A 20,316-nucleotide genomic window follows, 5' to 3' on the forward strand; every position below is an offset into this window, starting at 1 on the left:
GCGGACGATGGGCGACGGCGGGTTCCTCGTGGAACTGCCCGGCGGGCACCGGTTCGTGACGGACGGTCAGGGTGCCCACACGTACGACCCGGTGCTCGTGCGGGACGCCGGCCGGCTGATCGGCGTCCCGGTCGGCGGGCAGGGCCCCGCGCGGGTCTGGAACAGCCACGACCTGCTGCCCGAATCCGGCGACGTGGTGTGGTTCGACCGCGCGGCGGACCGCGTCACGCTCCTGGCGGGTGACGACGCCCGCACGACCGACCTGAGCGGGACGCCGCTCCTGACCGGGCGGCGCATCGACGTGGACGCGGCAGGGCTGCCCGAGGCGTGGCGGGGACGCTTCGCGCTGCGGCCCGTGCCGGACGCCCCGGCCGGACTGTCCCCGACCGTGGTGTCGGCCACCGGCGCGCCCGTCGAGCTCGTGCCGGTGCGGCTGACCGTCCCGGACGATCCCGAGTTCGCCCTGCGCGCCCTCGTGCCGGAACGCGGCGCGGGCGACGGCGTGATCGTCGATGAGCACAGCGGCGACGTGTTCCCCGTCCGGGTGACGGGCGACGGACTGATCCTGATGCGCGACCCCGACTACCCCGCGGTCTTCGCCCGCGACACGGGCGTGCTGACCGGTGAGGCCACCCCCGTGCGCGGGGCGCACGAGTACGCGGGCACGGTGCTGTTCGACCCGGGCGACGGCGGCGCGCTGCGGCTGCTGAACGGCGGCACCGAGCCGCTGGTCGATGCCTCGGTCAGCCGGATCACGGCGGACGCGTACGCGCTCGCGGCCGCGGGGCGGCCCACCGTCGTGATCTCCCCGTCCGGCTGGCGGGACGCCTACGTCCCGCAGCTCCTGGACGAGGCGGACCGGCCCACCGGCCTCTTCGTCGTCCCGCCGGACCACAGGGGCGGGTTCGACGCGACGCTCCACGGCCTGGACGGGCCGGTGGCGACGCCGGGACCGGTCAGGACGACGTTCGACGGCTACCGCCTCACGATCGGCGCGGCGGACGGCGTACGGTTCCACGACTCCACCGGCCGCCTGATCGGCACCGGAGCCGGGCCGGTCGACGCCGCCATGGCGGGCAACCGCCTCGACCTGACGGGTGCGAGGCCGCGCCTGGTGGCGGAGCCGTCCGGCGACGAGGTGTCCGGCTCGCGGGCGGCGGAGCTGGCGGGCCACGACGGCCTGTTCCTCATCACGCGGCAGGACACCCCCCCGATGGTGGTGGGCCGGGACGGCGCGTTCGCCCGCGACGTGGTCAGGGTCACCGGACCGGGCGGCGATGACGTGCACGTCGTCGAGGTGTACAGCGGCGAGGCCGTCGCCTTCCGGGCGGACGGGGAGCGGGCGGATCTCGACGTGCGCCTGCTGCCCGACCGCGTGGAGATCGGCCACCCGTCCGGCGTGACGCGGGAGTACGACTACACCGGCCGCCCGATCACGTCCGGGACGACTGCCGTCCCCACCGGTGCCGGGACCGTCCGGATCGGGCTCGACTCCCTCTGGACGAGGGTGCCCGGGGCGTGGGCCGGACACGACCTGGTGCTGCCGGGCCGTACCGGCGCCGACCCGGTCCTGCTGGCACCGGACGGCACCCCGGTCACCCCCGAGGTCTTCCGGCCGCTCGACGCCGACGGCCGTCCCGGGAGCACCGTCGTCCTGCCGGCCCCCGGCGACTCCCGCGGCCTGGCCGTGGACACGCGCGCCACCGATCCCGAGGAGGCCGTGGGACCGGCCGTGGTGAGCGACGACCTGGTCGTCGCGCCGTCGGGGGACCGCCTCGGCGCGTACGACCGTGCCTCGGGCCGCCCGGTGGACGCCGAGGTCGTGGAGGTGCGCCCGGCGCCCTACAGCGGCAGCCTGCTCGTCGTCCCGCGCGACGGCACCGCGCCCCGGCTGCTGGGCGACGCGCTGCCGGCCGAGCCGGTCGCCGCCCGGTTCGGCGACGACCGGTACCTGCTGCGGGCCGCCGGGGAGCCGCCCGTCGTCGTGGCCGCCGACGGCTGGACCGGGCACCGGACGGTCGGGCTGGGCGACGGGGCGGGCCGCGCCGTGGACCGGTACGCCGTCGCGGGCCGGGACGGCTGGTCCCTCCACCTCGGCGACGGCACGCCGCTGCCCGACCGGGTCCGCAGCTCGTTCGGCGGCACCAGGTTCGTCGTCCAGGGCGCGGACGGCACGCGCGTCCACGACGGCGCGGGCCGCCTGCTGGCCACGGCCCCGGGCCGGGGCGACGGGGTGATGACGGGCCGTACCCTCGACTTCTCGACCGGCGAACCACGCCTGACGCTCCCGGGCGGCAGGCGCGAGGTGCCGGGCTCGTCGGTCGTGCCGCTCGAAGGCCGGCCCGACCTGTACCTCGTCCGGGCGCCGGGCGAGCACCCCGCCGTGGTGGACGAGTCCGGCGCGGTCGTCCGCGACGTGCTGCGGACGCCCGGCGAGGACGGCGGCACCGCGTACGCCGTGTCGGACTTCGACGGCGGCCGGGCCGGTTTCCCGGTGTTCGGCCGGAACGGCGCGCTGCTGCCGGCCAGGGCCTGGGCCGAGGACTCCCGCCTGTTCCTCCACGGGGCGGGCGGTCAGCGGCTGTGGGAGGTGGACCCGGCCGGACGGCCCGAGCCGGGCGCCGCACAGGTGACCGGCCGCGCCGCCCCCGACGGGGCACTCACGCGCCTCCTCGGCGACGGCGTCACCGTCGAGCCCGTCCCCGGCGCCGCCCCCCGGGTGACGCTGCCGGGCGGCGTGCGGGCCGGTACGACGCCGCTGCCCCTGGACGACGAGACGCTGTTCCTCGTCACCGCCGCGGGCCGCACCGCCGTGCTCGACGCGGACGGCCTCCCCACCCACCGGACCGTGCCGCTCACCGGTACGGGCGACGGGCCGATCGCGCTGGTGCCGCTCGATCCGGGCGGGACGGCCGCGGTCGTCCGGGGCGGCGAGGTGACCCCCGACGAGGTGTACGCCGACCGGGGCGCGATCCGGATCGTCCGGGGCGCCGCCGAGTTCGTCCACCACCCCGGCACCGGCCGCTTCCTGTACCAGCGGGTCGAGTTCGGCGACGCGACGCTGGAGTTCCGCGCGGACGGGACCGCACGTCTCGGCGACGGGCACGGCGGCGTCACGGAGATCACCGCCGCACGCGTCGGCGGCGACCAGCTCCTCGTCGTCCCCCCGGGCGGCACCGCAGCACGGCCCGTCCTGCTGGACGGCGCGGGAGCCGTCAGGTTCCCCGTGACACCGCTGCGGGACGGCGACGGGCGGATCACGGGCTTCGTCCGGCACCTGACCGACGGGCGCCCCTACCCGCACCCGTACGGGCTGGACGGCACCCCGCTGCGGGACAGCGCCGTCCGGTTCGAGAGCGGCGCGGTGCGGGTGTACGGCGACGGCGGCGCCCTCGCCGTCCACGACCCGCGCACCGGCGCCCTCGTGCACAGCGGCCCGGGTGTGCCCGGTCTCAACCGGGTGGACGGCGACGAGTTCCGCCTGCTGGACGAGGCCGATCGCGCCGTGGTCATCGACCGGCTGGGGCAGCGCGCGGGGACCGCGGTGCCGCCCGCCGTCACCGACCGGCCCACCGTGCTGGCCGCCCTGGTGGACACCGGCATCGAGCTGCAGGACATGAGCCGGTTCCGCGTGGTGCTCCCCGGCGACGGCGTGCTCCTGGCCGGACTGCGCGTGGACCTCGCCCCCGCGACCGGACGCGTGCGCGGCGCGTCGGCGACGCCCGCCGACGGCGCCGCCACGACCGACGTCCGCGTCACCCCGGGCGAGACGCACGACACCCTCACCATCACCGTCCGGAACGGGGACGGCGAGGCGACCGTCCGCACCGAACGCTGGGTCCCCGTCACCGTCGAGGGCCGCCCGCCCCTGATCCTCCGCTACGACACGACCCTGCCGGGCTCCGCGCCGACCGTCCTCCAGCGCGGCACCGACGGTGCCGAACCGCTCGCCGTGCCCGTCACCCGCCTCGTGGACGGCGGCCACCGGATCGCCCTGCCCGAGGGCCACATCGCGGTCACCGGCGAGGGCGCCCCCACCGACCTGGTGATCCCGCTGACCCGCCGCGGCGGCACCACCGACGACTACCTCTTCCGGCCCCTGGACGGCCGCGACGGCGGACGGCCGGCCCTGCGCGACGCCCACGGCGACGACCGCCCCGGCGACATCGACCTCACCGACGGCCTGATCACCGTCCGCCGCCCCGACCGCACCACCGTCCACCTCGACACCGGCGAACTCGCCGAGGAGACGCTGCACATCCGCGGCGGCGACCTCGACGGCCACGACCTGCGCCTCCCCGACCCGGTGTTCCGTCCCGGCGGACGGCCGCGTCTCACGGACGGCGCGGGCAGCGAGCTGGAGATCACCTCGATGCTCCCGCTCACCACCGGCGGCCGCATCGTCACCACCCCCCACCACCGCGTCGTGATCGGTGACGACGGCCGGTACGCCGGCGACTCCGTACCGCGCACCGGCGGGGACCCCGCACGGTCCGACGAGTGGTTCCTGATCCCGGCCGACCCCGGGCAGCCCCCGCGCCTGTTCGCCGACGACACACCCGTACCCGGCGCCGAGGTCCACCGGACGCGGGACGGCCTCGCCGTGGAGCGCGAGGACGACCCGTACACCAGGGAGATCCACACGGCCGACGGGGCGTTCGCCCACTGGTCCCACGAGATCACCGGCGGCACGCCGCTCGCCGGGCAGCGTCTCCTCGTCTCCCCCGACGGCCGCACCGCGGAGGTCGCCCTGCCGGACGGGACCGTCGACACCGCCGCCGTGGCCGAACGCCTGGACTCCGGCGACTTCGTCATCGTCAAGGACAGGGCCATCACCCAGGTGGACAGGACCGGAGAGGAGCAGGACGTCGAGATCCCGCTCCTCGACCGGCGGGGCCGGCCGACGGGCCGCACGGTCCGCCAGGCCGCGTTCCCGGCGGGGATGGAACGCAGCCCCTACGCGTCCGGCGAACTCCACGGTGAGCACTGGGAGACCGGCGACGTCCGGTTCGCGGGCACCTCGATCCTCGTGGACGAGGTCCCCACCCTCTCGCAGTACACGCTCCGCGGACGGCTCGTCGAGCAGCGGCACGAGATCTACGACGAAGGGCCGCTCAGGGGCAGGATCCTCCAGGTGCCCGAGGGCGACGGCACACCGCGTCTGCACGAACTCGACAGCGAGGGCAGGCTGCGGCCGGTTCCTCACACGACGGTCGTACGCCTCGGCCGTGACCGCGGCTACGTGGTCATCCAGGCGGAACCCGGCAGGCCGGGGGTCAGGTTCGGCCTCGACACGGACGGCCAGCACAGCTACGAGATCGTCACGGTGCTGCGCCCCGACGGCATGCCCACCGGCGAGTTCACCACCTGGGGGCACGACCCGGACTTCCCCCAGAGCCTCTTCGACCGCGGGCAGCCGCGCCCCGACACCGTGTCGTTCGGCGGCACCATGGACACCCGCCACAGGGACATGACGGTGGAACGGGGCGGGAGCACCTACACCTACCGGATCGAGGGTGTCCCCGGGGCGTTCGTGGCGAGGCCGGTGGGCGCCGAGCACCGCGTCGTCGGCAGCGCGTACCACGGCGGGAGGCTCATCCTGGACTTCGAGGGACGTGTCCGGCCGCACGTCCTGACACGGTCCGGGCGCCAGATCGACGCCGAGCCGCAGCCCCACGGGCTCTTCCGGGTACCCACCGACACCGGCCCGCACGCGGTGCTGGACGACCAGGGCCGGCACGTCTTCGACGCGGCGCCGCTGAGCGGCCGTGACGGGAGCGTCGAGATGTACGTCTTCCGTCCGGCGCACCGCTGGATACCGGGCGAGGCGCAACTGCGGTCCCCCGCCGGGGACATCCACCCGCTCAACAACGGGGGCTTCGCCGAGCGCGACGGCACGTACGTCATCACCAACGCCGCGCGGAACTCCACCCAGGTGTTCCGCACCGACGGCAGCTTCGTCCAGGAGACGATCCGTCTCCGGGCGGGTGCCTTCCAGGGCGGGAGCCTCACCTTCACCGCCGACCCGGCGGGCACGAGGCTGACGCTGCTCGACGGGACGGTCCTCACCCCGGTCGTCACCCGCCTCGGCGGCGGCGGCCACCGCATCGAGGCGGACGGCAGGATCACGATCCTCGACCGCGACGGCGCCGTGACGGACGACGCCGTCCGCCTGACCCGGCTCACCGACCCGGCGGACCCCGCCACCACCGGGACGATCGGCTACGCCTACCTCCCCGTGAGCGGCGGGGCGATCACCCTGCGGGGCGACAACGGCGCCCTGCTGCACAACGGCCTGACCGTCGACCGGCTGCGGAGCGGCGCGTTCCGGCTCGGCGACGGGGGGCGGACGGTCTCCCGGTACGACGCGACCGGCCGGTTCGAGTTCGAGGCGCTGACGCTCGACCACCGCGGCCTCACGGCGGCGGGCAGCTACGTCCGGATCACCAGCGCCACCATCGGCCGGGCCGAGTACCGCTCGTACCGGCTGCTTGACGCCCACATGGAGTTCATGGACACCGTGCGCACCGGCGCGCGCGGGGAGCCGGGCGGTGCCGACACCGGCTTCCGCGCCGAGGGCGAGGGCAGCCAGGTGTGGCTGTTCGACGGTGAAGGGCGCCTGGACAAGCACATCGGCGCGGCGGACGCGGCGAACAACAACGCGCGCACCGCGACCGTCCGGTTCCAGGGCGAGAACGGCACGACGACCACGGAGTCGTTCACCGTCGTGGAGCTGTCGGACGGCGTCGGCCGCCGCTACCTCACCACGGACCCGGCGGCCATGGAGATCCGTCTCCTGGACGGCGAGCTGGAGCCGACGCTCCAGCACGGCACGATCACCTTCCGGGACAACCGCTACCGGATCGAAGGCCCCGTCACCGGATCCAGTGGGCAGCCCGGCTTCCGCAACAACGAGTACAGCGTGTACGAGGCGAACGGGCGCCTCGTCGAGCAGCGCATCAACGCCGTCTTCCGCAAGGGGCTGGTGCGGGACCAGTACTTCCGCCTCGACTTCACGTACGACGACGCGGGCAAGGCGTCCGGCACCTGGGAGCGCTGGCGCGGCGGCAACCGGCCGCCGGCGCAGGCCAGGTGGCTCGACCGCGGCATCGTGGACACCAAGGGCCTGGGCGCGGGCCACATCACGCTGACCACCTTCAAGGAGGGCTTCGTCTTCGAACGCCGCCCCCTCGCGAACGGCAACTTCCTCGACGCCCACACCGGCGGCAGCGTCACCGGCTTCGTCAACCGCAGGGCAGGTATCCCGTGGGGCCTCACCGAACGCGAGCGCTGGGTCGAGCTCACGCCCGGCGGCGACTTCGTGGACCACGGCATCCGGATCTGGGGCACCAGCCGCCGCACCTGGTTCGACTACCACGACCAGCTCCACGTCACCCGGACCCCGGCCGGACCGGTGCGCCACTACCGCGAGTCGCCCGACGGCGGCTACGTCATCGCCGAACGGGACGGCCGGGGCGCCCCGTTCGCGTTCCGCACCGGGGACACCGGCTCCTGGCACCGCTACGACGCCGACTTCCGGCACGTCGCCCAGGGCCGGCGGTCGTGGCACCGGCTCGGCAACGGCTGGACCGACCGCATGCCCGACCCGCGCACCGGCGCCCTCACCGAGGTCAACGTGAAGACCGGCTCGATGGCGTACACCGGCGTCCGCAGCTACAAGGCGTTCGACATCGGCCCCGACGGCCTGCCGAAGGACACCTGGACCTCCATCTCCCCGCAGGGCAAGGAGTCCGGCTCCGCCAAGCTGGCGGCCGACGGCACGTTCCTCGAGATCCGGCGCATCGCCGAACAGCGCCCGCCCAACCTGTACCGGTGGCTGCTCAGCTCCGAGATGCGCGGCATGGACCTCGGCACCGCGTCGTGGCGGCACATGGTCAGGCCCGACTGGTCCCTGCCGGCGGCGGGCCGCTGGGCGAACACCACCGACCGCGCCACCTGGGTCCTCGACAGCAAGCTCCAGACGTTCGACTGGCGGGCGGGCACGCAGTCCGGCATCGCCGTCCTGAGCCAGCGCGGCTTCAACTCGCTCTTCGTCGACCAGCAGGCCCACGTGGCGGGCGAGATCCGGAAGCTGGCCAATGGCAGCGAGCTGAAGGCCGGGTTCGACGTCGCCGTCCCGAAGATCGACGGCGACGACGTCGACCGGGTGACCGGCTACCTGCCGTGGACCGAGGGCAAGGACAAGCTGTCGGGCCACCGGACCTTCGAACGGGACGACTTCGACGCCGTCCCGCCGCCGGCCGCCACCGGCAGATCCGTGGACGACGTCCTGTGGCAGGACCGCTACACCCGCGACCTCGCGGACGGCGACTGGTACACGCCCAACCCGGGCAAGGAATGGCACGTCATCCGGATGGGCTTCAAGGACGGCACCATCCTCGACTACCACCCGCGCCCCGCGACACGTCCCGCCGACGCCAGGGGCGACGACGGCATCGACTTCCGGCGCACCGTCCACGCGGACCGCAGCGCGCCGCCCGTCCGGCGCACGGCCGTCGACGAGGACCTGCCGGACGGCACCACGACGGTCACCAGGGCGTCGGGCGACGCCGAGCGCGTCGTCGACCCCGCCGCCTACCCGGAGGGCGACTGGACGCTCGTCACCCACCAGGGCAAACTCCTGGCGCGCAAGGACACCCTGCCGACGGGCGCCCTCGGCGTGGCCGGCGACGAGGTCGGGATCGTCAGCGTCTACACGTCGGGCAAGGCCACCTGGCGCGTCGAGGGAACCGAGACCGGGGGCGTCAGGAAGCTCGCCTCGAAGAACCAGTTCGACCACATCAACTACTTCGACCGCGAGTCGTTCCGCGACTACCAAAACGGCCTGCTGGAGCGCGAACACCGCGTCCTCGCCGACGGCGTCACCGTCGACGCGTGGCTCGTCTCCCGCCGGACGCGCCCGGACGGGACGACGGCCGAGGTGTGGAACTGGCGCAAGACGGACGCCCACGGCAACGTCCTGGACTTCGGCCGGCAGGACGACCGGGTCCGCGTCTGGCTGGACGGCGACCGCGTCCTGCCCGGCTGGCGGCGCGGCGCGCGCTGGGAGGACCGCCTCCACGACGCCCCCGCCGCGACCGGGACCACCACCGGTACCGCCACGGCCACGACCCCCGACGCCCGCCCCTACGTCGTCGTGCAGGAGATCCCCAGGGCCGTCGGCAGCGCCGCGCGCCGGTACTTCAACGACATGCCGCTGCGCGTCCGCGAGTACGCCCCCACCCCCGACAGCATGGCCACGACCGTCCGGGGCACGGAGGCGTACCGCTCCTGGAAGGAGTACGAGAGCGGCGCCGCGTCCCGGACCATGGAGCGGCTGCCGGACGGCACGTACGTCGAGCGCGAGAGCATGGCCAAGCACTGGCGCCGCCACTTCTACGGCACGGACGGCACCCCGTCCGTGATCGGCGAACGCACCATCTCCGGCTTCGTCTGGGAACGCATGAGCAACGGCGCGCTCGTGCTCGGGGGACCCGAGCGCTACTGGAGCGGCTTCCGGCCCGACTTCGAGCTGACGGGCCGCGAGACGCGGTACATCGGCTTCCTCAACGAGTTCCGCGGCTACGAGCGGCAGTTCCGCCAGAACCGCCGCACCCCCTGGGGCACGGCCGTCACGGTCGACCTCAGCGCGAGGAACGGGGGCCGGCCCCTGTGGGGCGTCGAGTCCGCCTACACCCCGTTCTTCGTCCGGAACTGGCAGCACATCCTGGTCGAGTTCCTGACGGAGTACACCATCGACTTCCTGATGGGCATGGCCGTGTACGCGATGCTGCCCGGCCCGTTCACCCTCACGGACGTCGCGCAGGCCGCCCTCGCCGCCGTCATCTCCGGCGCCACGAAGGGCACCTCCATCGGCCTCCACAACTGGGCCATGCACCGCAGCACCTACCGCGTCGGCCTCAACTGGCAGGACCGCGGCTTCCCGTACCGCTGGCGCCAGGACGACGACGACTGGCTCGGCGAGTGGGCGTTCAACGAGGCCGTGCTCCGCTGGCGCGGCGGCTCGTACGAGTACTTCAAGGACAGCTTCGTCGTCGGCCCGCTCGGTGCCTTCCTCGGCCAGCTGGCCGCCATCGACGTCTTCGGCATCAAGACCGCCGACGGCGAGCGGATCGACGTGTCCACCGCCGAGGCCGCGGCCTTCGCCGCCGGCTCCGCGGCCGCCACCGTCATCTCGTCGCTGACCTCCGGCTTCGTCCGCGCCATCATGCAGAACACCGCCGGCGCCCGCTGGTACCACCGGCAGGGCGTCATCGACTTCGTCTTCATCCCGATGCTGAGCAAGCTGCTGGACAAGTCGATCGCCGCCGTAGGATTCACCCCGTTGGTCCGCGAATCCCTCGGCCTGACACCGCCGAGCGCACCACCGCCCGCGCCGGACCGGGCGGCCGTGGTGGCGAACTCCGTGCCGCCGGTGATGCACATACCGGTGCTGGGCCCGGTGACCGACTACTACCCGTCCCCGGGCGGGACGACCGAGCACGACCAGGGGGTCTGAGCATGTCCGACGAGAACGAGCCGATACGCGTGGCACCCCGCACGCGGGGCGCCCACCGGACCATCGCCGAGGCGCTGGCCGCGGCTCCCGCCGACGCCGTCATCAGCATCGCCCCGGGCGAGTACACGGAGACCCTCCGGCTCTCCCGCCGCGTCACCCTGCGGCCCGAGTACGGCAACGGGTCCGTCGTCATCATCGTCCGCACCACCGCCGGCACCATGACCGTCGCCGCGCCCGGCTGCCGGCTCCGCGGCATCACCCTGCGCGGCGACGAACCGTCCGAGGCGCTGCTGCGCGTCGAGGACGCAGCGTCCCTCGTCCTTGAGGACTGCACGGTCGCCCGCGGCCGTATCGAGGTCCTCGGCTCCCGCAGCACGACCCCCCGGCCCGACCCGCCCGTCAGAAGCATCCCCATCGACCACGACCTCGCCGAGGAACTGGCCGACCCCACCGGCGGCGGCGTCCTGCTGGCCCTCCGCACCCGGCTGCGCTCCTCGCGCCACACCGCGCTCCACCTGACGGGCGACGCCCTCGCCCGTCTTGAGGACTCGTCGGTCGACGGCGTCGAGGGCATCGGCGTCGCCGTCTCCGGCACCGCCGTCCTGCGCGCCAACCGCTTCCGCGTGCACGGCGGCTCCGGCTCCGCCATCCGCGCGCGCGACTCGTCACGCGTCCTGATGCGGGCCAGCGGCGTCTTCGGCCCCGGCCGGCACGGCGTCCTCGTCCAGGACAAGGCCGAGGTGCTGCTGACCGACTGCCGCGTCGAGAAGGCGGCACGCTCCGGCATACGGCTCGACCACACGGCACGCGCCGAGATCAGCGACACGACGATCGCCGACGCCGAACTGTGCGGCGTCGAGGTCCGCGACGAAGCCCGCGCGACGCTCCGGGACGCGCGGGTGACCGGCGGCGACACCGGCGTGCGGCTGCGCTCCACCGAGGAGTCGGCCCTGCTCCACAGCTCCCTCGCCCGGCAGCGCGGCAACGGCCTCGAACTCGCCGCCGGGGCCGACCCGCGGGTGCGCGCGGTGCGGATCATCCGCAGCGGCAAGCACGGCGTGCTCGTCGGGGAGGGGGCGCGCGGCGTGTTCGACCACTGCGACGTGCTGGCCAGCAAGCTCCCCGCGCTGTACGTGGCGCGCGACGCGGAGCCCCGGTTCCTCGGCTGCCGCGTCTTCGACTCCCCCCAGGACCTCGGGCTCGCGCAGGACGCGCAGGCCGTCGTCGAGAACTGCGTGTCGATCAACGTCGGCACGGCGCGGCTGCCGGGCGTGGGAGCCCAGCGCTCGCAGGACGGGCCGCCGCGTGACCCGAACACCCCGGACGACAAGGGCCCGCAGCGCCCCGAGCAGCCCGCGGGCCCGCCCGGCCGGCACGTCCCGAACCCGCCGCACGCCGGCCCCGCGGGCGCCCACGGCGGCGCCGCCGCGCACCCGGGCGAGACGCCCGCCGACCCGGACGCCGACGAGCTGCCCCCGGCGCCGCCGGAGGAGTCCCTGGAGGACCTGCTCGCCGAACTCGACGAACTCGTCGGCCTGGACGGCGTCAAGGAGAACGTCGGCGGCATGGTCAAGCTGATGCAGACCGTGCGGATGCGGCAGGAGGCGGGCCTCCCGGCGCCGCCGCTGAGCCGCCACCTCGTCTTCGCCGGGAACCCGGGAACGGGCAAGACGACGGTCGCCCGGCTCTACGGCCGCCTGCTGAACGCGCTCGGCCTCCTGTCGTACGGCCACCTGGTCGAGGTGGACCGCAGCGCGCTGGTCGGCGAGTACATCGGGCACACGGGGCCGAAGACGACCGAGGCGTTCCTGCGCGCGCGGGGCGGCGTCCTGTTCATCGACGAGGCGTACGCCCTGGCCCCGGCCGGGATCGGCATGGGGCAGGACTTCGGCAGCGAGGCGGTCGCCACCCTCGTGAAGCTGATGGAGGACTACCGGGACGAGGTCGTCGTCATCGCGGCGGGCTACCCGAACGACATGGACCGGTTCATCGACTCGAACCCGGGTCTCGCCTCCCGCTTCACCCGCACCCTGCACTTCGCGGACTACTCCGACGAGGAGCTGGTCCGCATCGTCGAGCACCACGCGCGCAAGCACCGCTACGAGCTGAGCGAGGCGGGCCGGAAGGCGCTGACCGGGTTCATGGGCGCCATTCCGCGCGGCGACCGGTTCGGCAACGGCCGCACGGCCCGCCAGCTCTTCCAGCAGATGACGGAGCGGCAGGCGATGCGCATGGCGGAGATGAAGAACCCGGAGCCCGGCCAGCTCATGACGCTGGACGAGACGGACCTCCCGCTGCCCATCGCCTGACCCGCCGCCGCCCGGCCCGTTCCCAGGAGGGGGAGAACTTGTGGTGAGGAGACGACCCGGCCGGCAGGCGGATCGTTTCGCCGACGCGTTCGCGCGCAGACCGGCGCTGGCACGGCGTGATCTGGCGCCCGGCCGCCGGGTGTTCACGTCGCTGGCCTGCGCGGTCGTGACGGCGCTGGTGGTGTCCGGCTCGGTGGCGGCGGCCGGTGCCGTGCTCGACGGGGGCGGCGGGCAGAAGGCGCCCGTCGCCGCCGAGCTGCCGGCGCGTGTCGAGACGGACGCGACGCCCGGCGACGCGCCGGCCGAGGAGCCGGCGGAGACGGTGGACGACACCGGGGACGAGCCCGCCGACGACCGGCGGGAGACCGACGAGTCCGGGACCGGCGAAGCGGCCGCGTCCGGCGGCGGTGCCGGCGACACCGGTCAGGCCGTGAACCCGGCGGACGACGGCCCGGACGCCCCGGCGTACGGCGAGGACACCGGCGACACGGGCGGCTCCGGCACCACGGGCGCCTCCGACGACACCGCCGGGGACACGGGCGGGACGGGCGGGACGGGCGGGACGGACGAGGACGACGGGCAGGACGCCCCGGACAACTCCACCGAACGGTCGGGACAGGCGCTCGCCGGCAGCCCGGCGGTGCGGGCCGGCCCCCTGCAGGACGGCGTGGCCTACCGGCTGCGGGCCGCGTCCGGCCTGTGCCTCGACGTGGACGACGGCTCGAACGACCCCGGGACCAATCTCCAGGTGTGGGAGTGCAACGGCGCCCCGGCCCAGGAGTTCACCGTGCAGGCACGTGGCGGTAGCGTCTACACCCTGCACTCCAAGAACAATTGCGCGGACGTGGAGAACGGTTCCCTGACCGAGGGCGCCAACGTCCGTATGTGGTACTGCAATGACGCCCCGGCCCAGCAGTGGGAGGTCACGTCCCTCGGCTCGGGCTACTACCAGCTCACATCCGTGCGCAGCGGGCACTGCCTCGACGTGAAGTACGGCTCGTCCGAGTGGGGCACGAACGTCCAGCAGTGGCGCTGCAACGGTGCCGCGGCGCAGATGTGGCGGCTCGAACGGCGCTGACGCGCCCGTGAGGGAGGAACGAGAGCGATGGTGGACGAACCCGAGAAGGGCTTCGCCTCGACGTACCGGAAGAAACCGGCGGTGGCGCCGCGCGGGCTGCTGCCGGGCCGCAGGGTCTTCACGTCGATGGGCTGGGGCGTCGCCACGGCCGTCGTCGTGTCGCTGAGCGTCGTCGCCGCCGGCGCTGTGCTCGGCGGCGACGGCGACCCGGACACGACGCTCGTGTCGGGGACGCTGGAGCCGACCCCCGAGCAGCAGGAGACGGAGCCCGCCGAACCGGCCGCGCCCACGGAGGAGGAGACGGAGGAGGCGGCCGAGGAGCCCACCGAGGAGGAGGAACCGCCGGTCGAGGAGGAAGCCCCGGTGGTGCAGGAGGAGCCCGATCCGGAGCCGGAGATCGAGGAGGAGGAGCAGGAGGAGGAGGTCGAGGAAGAGGACACCGGCGCCGAGTCGGGCACGGCCCTCACCGAGACGATCCAGGGACCGGAACCCGTTGACGGCCAGACGTACCGGCTGATCTCCGGCCTCGGCACCTGCCTCGACCGCTCCAACGGCCTGACCGACCCGGGCACTGCGGTGCAGTCGTTCGGCTGCAACGACGGGGACGCGCAGCGGTTCACGCTCCACGAGGTCGGCCGCGACCTGTGGATGCTCCAGTCCGGGAACGTCTGCGTGGGCGTGCAGGACGCCAGCCAGGACATGGGCGGCGACATCCGGATGTACACGTGCAACGAGTCGATGTCGCAGCGCTGGTCGCTCACCGAGGTGGGCGACGGCTACTTCGAACTGGCCGCCGGGCACAGCAAGTACTGCATGGACGTGGAGAACGGCAAGTCCGAGTCGTGGACCAACGTGCGGCAGTGGGACTGCAACCAGGCGCGCGCACAGCAGTGGAAGTTCGAGGCCTTCTGACACAGGGCCGGGACCAGGGGGAAGTCGTGGGGACGTTCGACGAGGAGTGGGCCGCCATCCAGGCATCGGCCCGCCGCGAGGTGGCGGCCGGGGGGCTGCTGCCGGCACGCGCGCCCGCCGAGGGCACGGAGGACCTGGGGATCGAGCCGGACGCCCTGCGCCGGGCGGCCGACTACCTGGAGAACGACCTGGCGGACGAGGCACGCGACACCGTGCGCCCTCCGGCGGCCGAGCTGGAGCGGGCCGCCGGCGGGGTGCGCGGCTGGGAGACGGCGGACGGCCTGGTGCGGCTGGCGGAGTCGTGGACCGGGAAGACCGACCGGCTGCGGGACCGCCTGGTCGCCGACGCCGACATCCCCCGCTCCGCCGGCACGGGCCTCGGCGCACTGGATCAGGACATCGCCTCCCAGTGGCACGGCGGCACCCGGCCGTGGGGGGTGTGAGCGGCGGTGCTCGGCCATGACGAGATCACCGCGGCCGACCTGTCCGGCATCGAGGCGGCCGCCGACGCCCTGGAACGGGCCGCCGAGGACCTCGTCGGCGTGACGGACGACTACGAGGTGCGGATCGCGGACCTGACCCGCGAACGCGGCGGCACCTGGTCCGGTGAGACCGCCACGGCGGCCGGCGCACGCTTCACCGCGACGCTGACCGAACTGGAGGCGGCACGCACGGAATGCCGCGCACTGGCCGGCATGCTGCGCGACGGCCACACAACCCTCGTCGAACTGCGCGCGACCCTGCTGGACGTGACAGCCCAGGCGGAGGAAGCCGGCTTCACCGTGGACTCCCACGGGTACGTCCGCGACGCACTCGACCGGACCGGCATACCGGAGATCCGGACCGCCCGTGACGCGTGGCAGGTCCGGCTCGACGCCGCCGTCCACGCGGTGGGCGAGGCGGACTTCACCCTGCGTGTCCTGCTGACGAAGGCCGCGACCGATACCGACTCCCGCGAGGACGGCATCTTCAACGGCGCGCCCTGGGGCGACTCCGACGAGATGCTCGCCGACCACGCCGAGGAATACGCGCGCAGGCTGGCCGACGGCGAGGAACTGTCCGCGTCGGAGTGGGCGGAGTTCACGCGCACCCTGGAGATCAACGCGGACGACCCGGAGTTCGCCCGTTCCTTCCTCGGCGACCTGGGCGCGGGCGGTCTCCTCGACCTGACGGCCCGCATCGCGGCCGACCCGGACCTGCCACGGCACAGCCACCTGCAGGACCAGTTGCGCGCCGTCCTCGCCACGGCGACCGACCCACCGCCCGCCGGCACGGACGAGCGGGCGCAGTGGGGCCGGTTCCGCGACGACTTCATGGCAGGTCTGGAGGAGGCGGGCCTGCGGGAGTTCAGCGTGCCGACGCTGACGGACGAGCCCGTGCTCGGCTACCAGCTGCTGGTCAGCCTGCTGGGCGAGGGCGACCACCCCACGTACTCGACGCGCTTCCTGAGCGACCTGGCCGACCAGCTCATCACGGCGGAGGACGCCGACCAGGGCGGCCGCCCTGGCCTGTGGAACCTCACGGTGGGCGGCCCGGCGGCCGACCGTTACCTGGACGAGGACGACATGACGTGGTTCGCCGTGGACCCGCTGGACAGCGTCCTCGGCATCATGAGCCACGACCCGGACACGGCGGCGGCCTACCTGGACCCGAGAGCTGACCCGGAACGCCTGGACTACCTGCTGACAGAACGCGCCTGGCCACACCACGGCTCACCGACCCTGGAATCGAACCGCCCCGGCCTGGCCTCAGCCCTGGAATCCGCAACAACAGGAATCCCGACCGGCGAACCGACGACCACCGCGAACATCCGCCACACAGCATCCGGCACCCGCGTGATGGACGCGGTGCTGGGAATCCTCGACGAAGACGTGAGTCTGGTCGGAGACAGTGGTGAGTATGCTTTCATGCGGCCGAATATCGCCAGGATGATGGCCGCTTACATGGGGGAGATGCAATTTGCGGTCGGAGACGAGATGGTGGCTCTCCCCGGAGAACCGCTTCTTGCTGACTTCAGTGCCTTCGAGAATCTGACGGATCTCGTGTCGCAGATCGGCAGAGATCCGGACTCCTACGCGATCCTCACCGGCGCCCAGCAGGCGTACACGGCAGTGGCGATCGACCATGCGATCAATGCCCCGTCCGATGAGGGACAAGCCGACACATCGACGCGTCTTACCAGAGCCATGGCGCCCGGAGCGGTCATGGCGGGAATTCTCGCCGAGGCGCGGGCCGATGCGGTGTATGAGGTCGGAATCGCAGAGCAGGATGAGTACAACGGCAAGGTGGACTTGGCTGAGCAATGGGCTGGGTATGTCATTGATGAGGCCGTCGGACGGATCTCCGAACGCGCTCCGCTGGCTGGTCCGATCATCGAGGAAGGCGTCGGTATGATCAGTGAAGCGATTTTCGAGACGTTGCGGCAGGATAAAAGCGAAGAGATTATCGAAGACGCGGAGTCGAGTTTCCGGCGGAGTTATCAAGCGGCCAGTGATGCACTGCTGAGTGCCGTCCGGCGCGCCACTGGTTCAGCGAATGCTGAGATCAATGCGAACGCCGTCCCTCTGGTGATGCAACAGTGGTTCGGGCATCGCGTCGAGTGGCAGGCGGAGCAGTGAGGTCGCGCCGATACTGCGTAGCGATTGGATTGGCGGCGATGGTGGCTTCCGCCTGTGGTGGTCCGAGTGAGCGTGAGTACGCGCTGCCGAAGACTTTGTGCGGGGTCGGAGTCGATGAGGCTCTCTATGAACCGATCTTCCCGCCAGGTGAAGACTTCGAGCCCCGTCGGGTGTTCGACATCGCTGGGCCGTACGTCGGGCACACGTGTGAGTTGCAGGTCGATGGCGATCCCGCTGTCACGGCGGGCACCTACGGGTTCATGGACTTCGAGGACGGAATCAGCAGAGCCGGCCTGGACGTCGATCTCCATGACGCGGTGGAGCGGGACGGGACCTATGAGGTCCGTGTCTGGCCCGGTGTCGCCATGGCGCGGATGGAGTGCCACGCGATCGACATCGTGTCGGTCATGCTCACTCTCGAAGCGCCCTATCCCGAGGACGACGAGGAGTCGGTCCGTGTGCTGTCGGATCTGATCGATCCGTTCATGGACGCGACCATGCAGCTCATACCGTGCGAGGAGTTCCAGGAGTGATCAGGGTGGGGGCGTGAGGGGGAAAAAGTTGGCGGCTCTGGTAGGAGTCGCGCTCGCCGTCGCGGTGTCGGGGTGCGGTGGCGAGTCCAGTGAGCGTGAGTACGCGCTGCCGGAGACGTTCTGTGGGTTCGAGGTTCCGCCGAACCTCTACGAGCCGCTGTTTCCGGCGGGGAAGGAACTGACCGTCGGTGGCGAGTTCTCTCATGACCTCGCGAGCCTGCTGTCCGACACCTGCTCGTACCGTGTCGACGGGGAACCGGTCGTTGTCTCCGATGGGTCCCCGGCCGAGCTGTTCGAGCACTACCTCAGGGACGAGGAGTTGTCGCAGTCGTTGGACGACGGCCGACAGGTCGAGGGGCGGTTCGACGCACAGGTGTGGCCCGACCTGGGATTGGTCCGAGTGCCCTGTGTGGTGCCGAGCGGTTCGTCCAGCTTCATCGAGACGCTGACCCTCGGAGTGCGGGCACCTGCGATCGACGGCGACGATCAGCGGCGGATCCTGGGTGAGTTGGTCCAGTCCTACATGACCGCCGTTGCCGAGTTTCTGCCGTGCGAGGAGTCCGGAGGGTAGTGGGTGTGGGGGGTCTGAGGGGCAGGGGTGCGGTAGCCCTCGGGACAACAGGGCTCATCATCGTGCTGTCCGCGTGCGGCGGTCCGAGTGAGCGTGAGTACGCGCTGCCGGAGACGCTGTGTGGTGTCGGGGTCGATCAAGCTCTCTACGATCCGCTTCTCCCGCCGGGCGATGAGTTGGAGACGCCCTGGCTGTTCGAAAACCATGGACCGTTCACCATGCACCAGTGCTTGTTGCTGGTGGACGGTGAGGAGGCCGTCCGGGCCTTCACGTCGAGCGACATGGACTTCGAGAAAACGATCAGTCGGGAAGACCTGGGCGTCGATCTGAATGACGCGGTGGAGCGGGATGGGGCCTATGAGGTCCGTGTCTGGCCCGGTGTCGCCATGGCGCGGATGGAATGCCACGCGAACCAGCTCGTCTCCGTCACGCTCACCGTCGAAGCGCCCTATCCCGAGGACGACGAGGAGTCGGTCCGTGTGCTGTCGGATCTGATTGAGCCGTTCATGGACGCGACCATGCAGCTCATACCGTGCGAGGAGTTCGAGGAGGAGGCGGGGGAGTAGAGCCGCCCCGCCGTCAGAGGAACGTCTTCGCCAGGCGGCGCAGGCCCTCCGCCGTCGTCTCCGGGGCGTGTGTCGTGAAGGACAGGCGCAGTGTCGTCCGGTCCGGGGTGCCCGCGTAGAACGGTGCGCCCGGGACGTAGGCCACGTCGTTGGTGATCGCCTTCGCCAGGCATTCCGTCGCGTCGTGGCCCTCGGGCAGGCGCGCCCACACGAACATGCCGCCGTCCGGCCGGTTCCACGTGCTGCCGGGCGGCAGGGCCTCCGGGAGGCCCGCGACCAGCGCGTCGCGGCGTGTGCGGTACTCGGCGCGGACGCGCGCGAGGTGGGCGTCGAGGTCGTTGTCGGCCAGGTAGCGGGCGGCTGCGGCCTGGTCGATGGTCGACGTGTGCAGGTCGGCCGCCTGCTTCGCGATGACGCACGGCCCGTGCAGCGCCTCCGGGGCGCGCAGCCAGCCGAGCCGCATGCCCGGGGCCATGATCTTGGAGAAGCTGCCGAGCAGCACCGTCCGGTCGGCCGCCTCGGGGAGCGACGCGATGCGCGGCTCGGGCGTGCCGGAGAAGCGGAGTTCGCCGTACGGGTCGTCCTCGACGATCCACAGCCCGTGCCGTTCGGCTGTCTCGGCGATGGCCCGGCGGCGGGCGGCCGGCATGGTGTTGCCGGTGGGGTTGTGGAAGGTGGGGACGAGGTACAGCAGCTTGGGCCGCTCGCGGGCCACGAGGTCGGCGAGCGCCGCCGGGTCGATGCCGTGCTCGTCGGACGGGACGGGCACCGCGCGGGCGCCGGCGAAGCCGAAGCACTGGAGGGCGGCGAGGTAGGTCGGGTCCTCGACGGCGACCGTGTCGCCCGGTTCGAGGAGGACGGTCGCCAGGAGCGTCAGGGCCTGCTGCGAGCCGGCGGTGATGAGCAGCCGGTCGGGGTCGGTCGGCAGGTCCTGGCCGGTCAGGCGGCCGGCTATCGCGGCGCGCAGGGCCGGGTCGCCCTCGGTCGTGGAGTACTGGAGGGCGGCGTGGGGCGCGTCCGTCAGCACCCGGTCGTACGCGGCGCGCAGCCCCTCGGCGTCGAACAGCTCCGGCGCCGGGAGTCCGCCGCCGAACGAGATGACCTCGGGGCGGGCGGTCAGCGCCAGCAGGTCGCGTACCGGGGACCGCCTCGCGGAGGCGGCGCGGGCTGCCGGGGGCGGGGTGGGGGCGCGGTGCGACATGCGCCCACC

At 72.9% G+C, this 20,316-nt stretch carries 10 protein-coding genes (1 of these 10 only partly in view); 9 read left to right on the top strand and 1 reads right to left on the bottom strand.

The annotated features are described in order from the left end of the window. From EMA09_RS15540 to EMA09_RS15580, 9 genes are all read left to right on the top strand, one after another. Positions 1–10,519 carry the 3' end of a hypothetical protein gene (locus EMA09_RS15540; RefSeq protein WP_129841626.1) on the top strand. 25,766 nt of this gene lie to the left of the window's left edge, so 10,519 of the gene's 36,285 nt are visible here — the last part of the coding sequence; its start codon lies beyond the left edge, outside the window; its stop codon occupies positions 10,517–10,519. 2 nt (positions 10,520–10,521) lie between these two features. Then, positions 10,522–12,828, top strand: a complete 2,307-nt coding sequence (locus EMA09_RS15545) for a right-handed parallel beta-helix repeat-containing protein (RefSeq protein ID WP_129841627.1) — start codon at positions 10,522–10,524, stop codon at positions 12,826–12,828. 43 nt (positions 12,829–12,871) lie between these two features. After that, positions 12,872–13,906, top strand: a complete 1,035-nt coding sequence (locus tag EMA09_RS29295; RefSeq protein WP_129841628.1) for an RICIN domain-containing protein — start codon at positions 12,872–12,874, stop codon at positions 13,904–13,906. A gap of 27 nt (positions 13,907–13,933) precedes the next feature. Next, a complete protein-coding gene (locus tag EMA09_RS15555) occupies positions 13,934–14,818 on the top strand; it encodes an RICIN domain-containing protein (RefSeq protein WP_129841629.1) in 885 nt (294 codons plus the stop codon). 26 nt (positions 14,819–14,844) lie between these two features. After that, positions 14,845–15,261, top strand: a complete 417-nt coding sequence (locus EMA09_RS15560) for a hypothetical protein (RefSeq protein WP_129841630.1) — start codon at positions 14,845–14,847, stop codon at positions 15,259–15,261. 6 nt (positions 15,262–15,267) lie between these two features. After that, positions 15,268–17,436, top strand: coding sequence for a DUF6571 family protein (locus EMA09_RS15565; RefSeq protein ID WP_129841631.1), 2,169 nt, complete (start codon positions 15,268–15,270; stop codon positions 17,434–17,436). Positions 17,437–17,606: 170 nt separating this feature from the next. Next, positions 17,607–17,969 carry a hypothetical protein gene (locus EMA09_RS15570; RefSeq protein WP_129841632.1) on the top strand — a complete coding sequence of 121 codons (363 nt, stop codon included), beginning with the start codon at positions 17,607–17,609 and terminating at the stop codon, positions 17,967–17,969. Between the two features lie 13 nt (positions 17,970–17,982). Beyond that, a complete protein-coding gene (locus EMA09_RS15575) occupies positions 17,983–18,540 on the top strand; it encodes a hypothetical protein (RefSeq protein ID WP_129841633.1) in 558 nt (185 codons plus the stop codon). 62 nt (positions 18,541–18,602) lie between these two features. Then, positions 18,603–19,106: a hypothetical protein gene (locus EMA09_RS15580; protein ID WP_129841634.1), complete on the top strand. Its 504-nt coding sequence runs from the start codon at positions 18,603–18,605 to the stop codon at positions 19,104–19,106. A 13-nt stretch (positions 19,107–19,119) separates the two neighbouring features. On the opposite strand, the gene EMA09_RS15585 is transcribed toward EMA09_RS15580, so the two are convergent. Then, entirely contained in the window at positions 19,120–20,307 is a 1,188-nt protein-coding gene (locus tag EMA09_RS15585; RefSeq protein WP_129841635.1) for a PLP-dependent aminotransferase family protein, read from the bottom strand. Positions 20,308–20,316: the final 9 nt, after the last annotated feature.

The organism is Streptomyces sp. RFCAC02, assembly GCF_004193175.1.
Lineage (GTDB): Bacteria > Actinomycetota > Actinomycetes > Streptomycetales > Streptomycetaceae > Streptomyces.

Excerpts from the sequence above, each read along its gene's own strand:
- EMA09_RS15545 (WP_129841627.1), top strand. The coding sequence starts at position 10,522 with ATGTCCGACGAGAACGAGCCGATACGCGTGGCACCCCGCACGCGGGGC.
- EMA09_RS15555 (WP_129841629.1), top strand. The coding sequence starts at position 13,934 with ATGGTGGACGAACCCGAGAAGGGCTTCGCCTCGACGTACCGGAAGAAA.
- EMA09_RS15585 (WP_129841635.1), bottom strand. The coding sequence starts at position 20,307 with ATGTCGCACCGCGCCCCCACCCCGCCCCCGGCAGCCCGCGCCGCCTCC.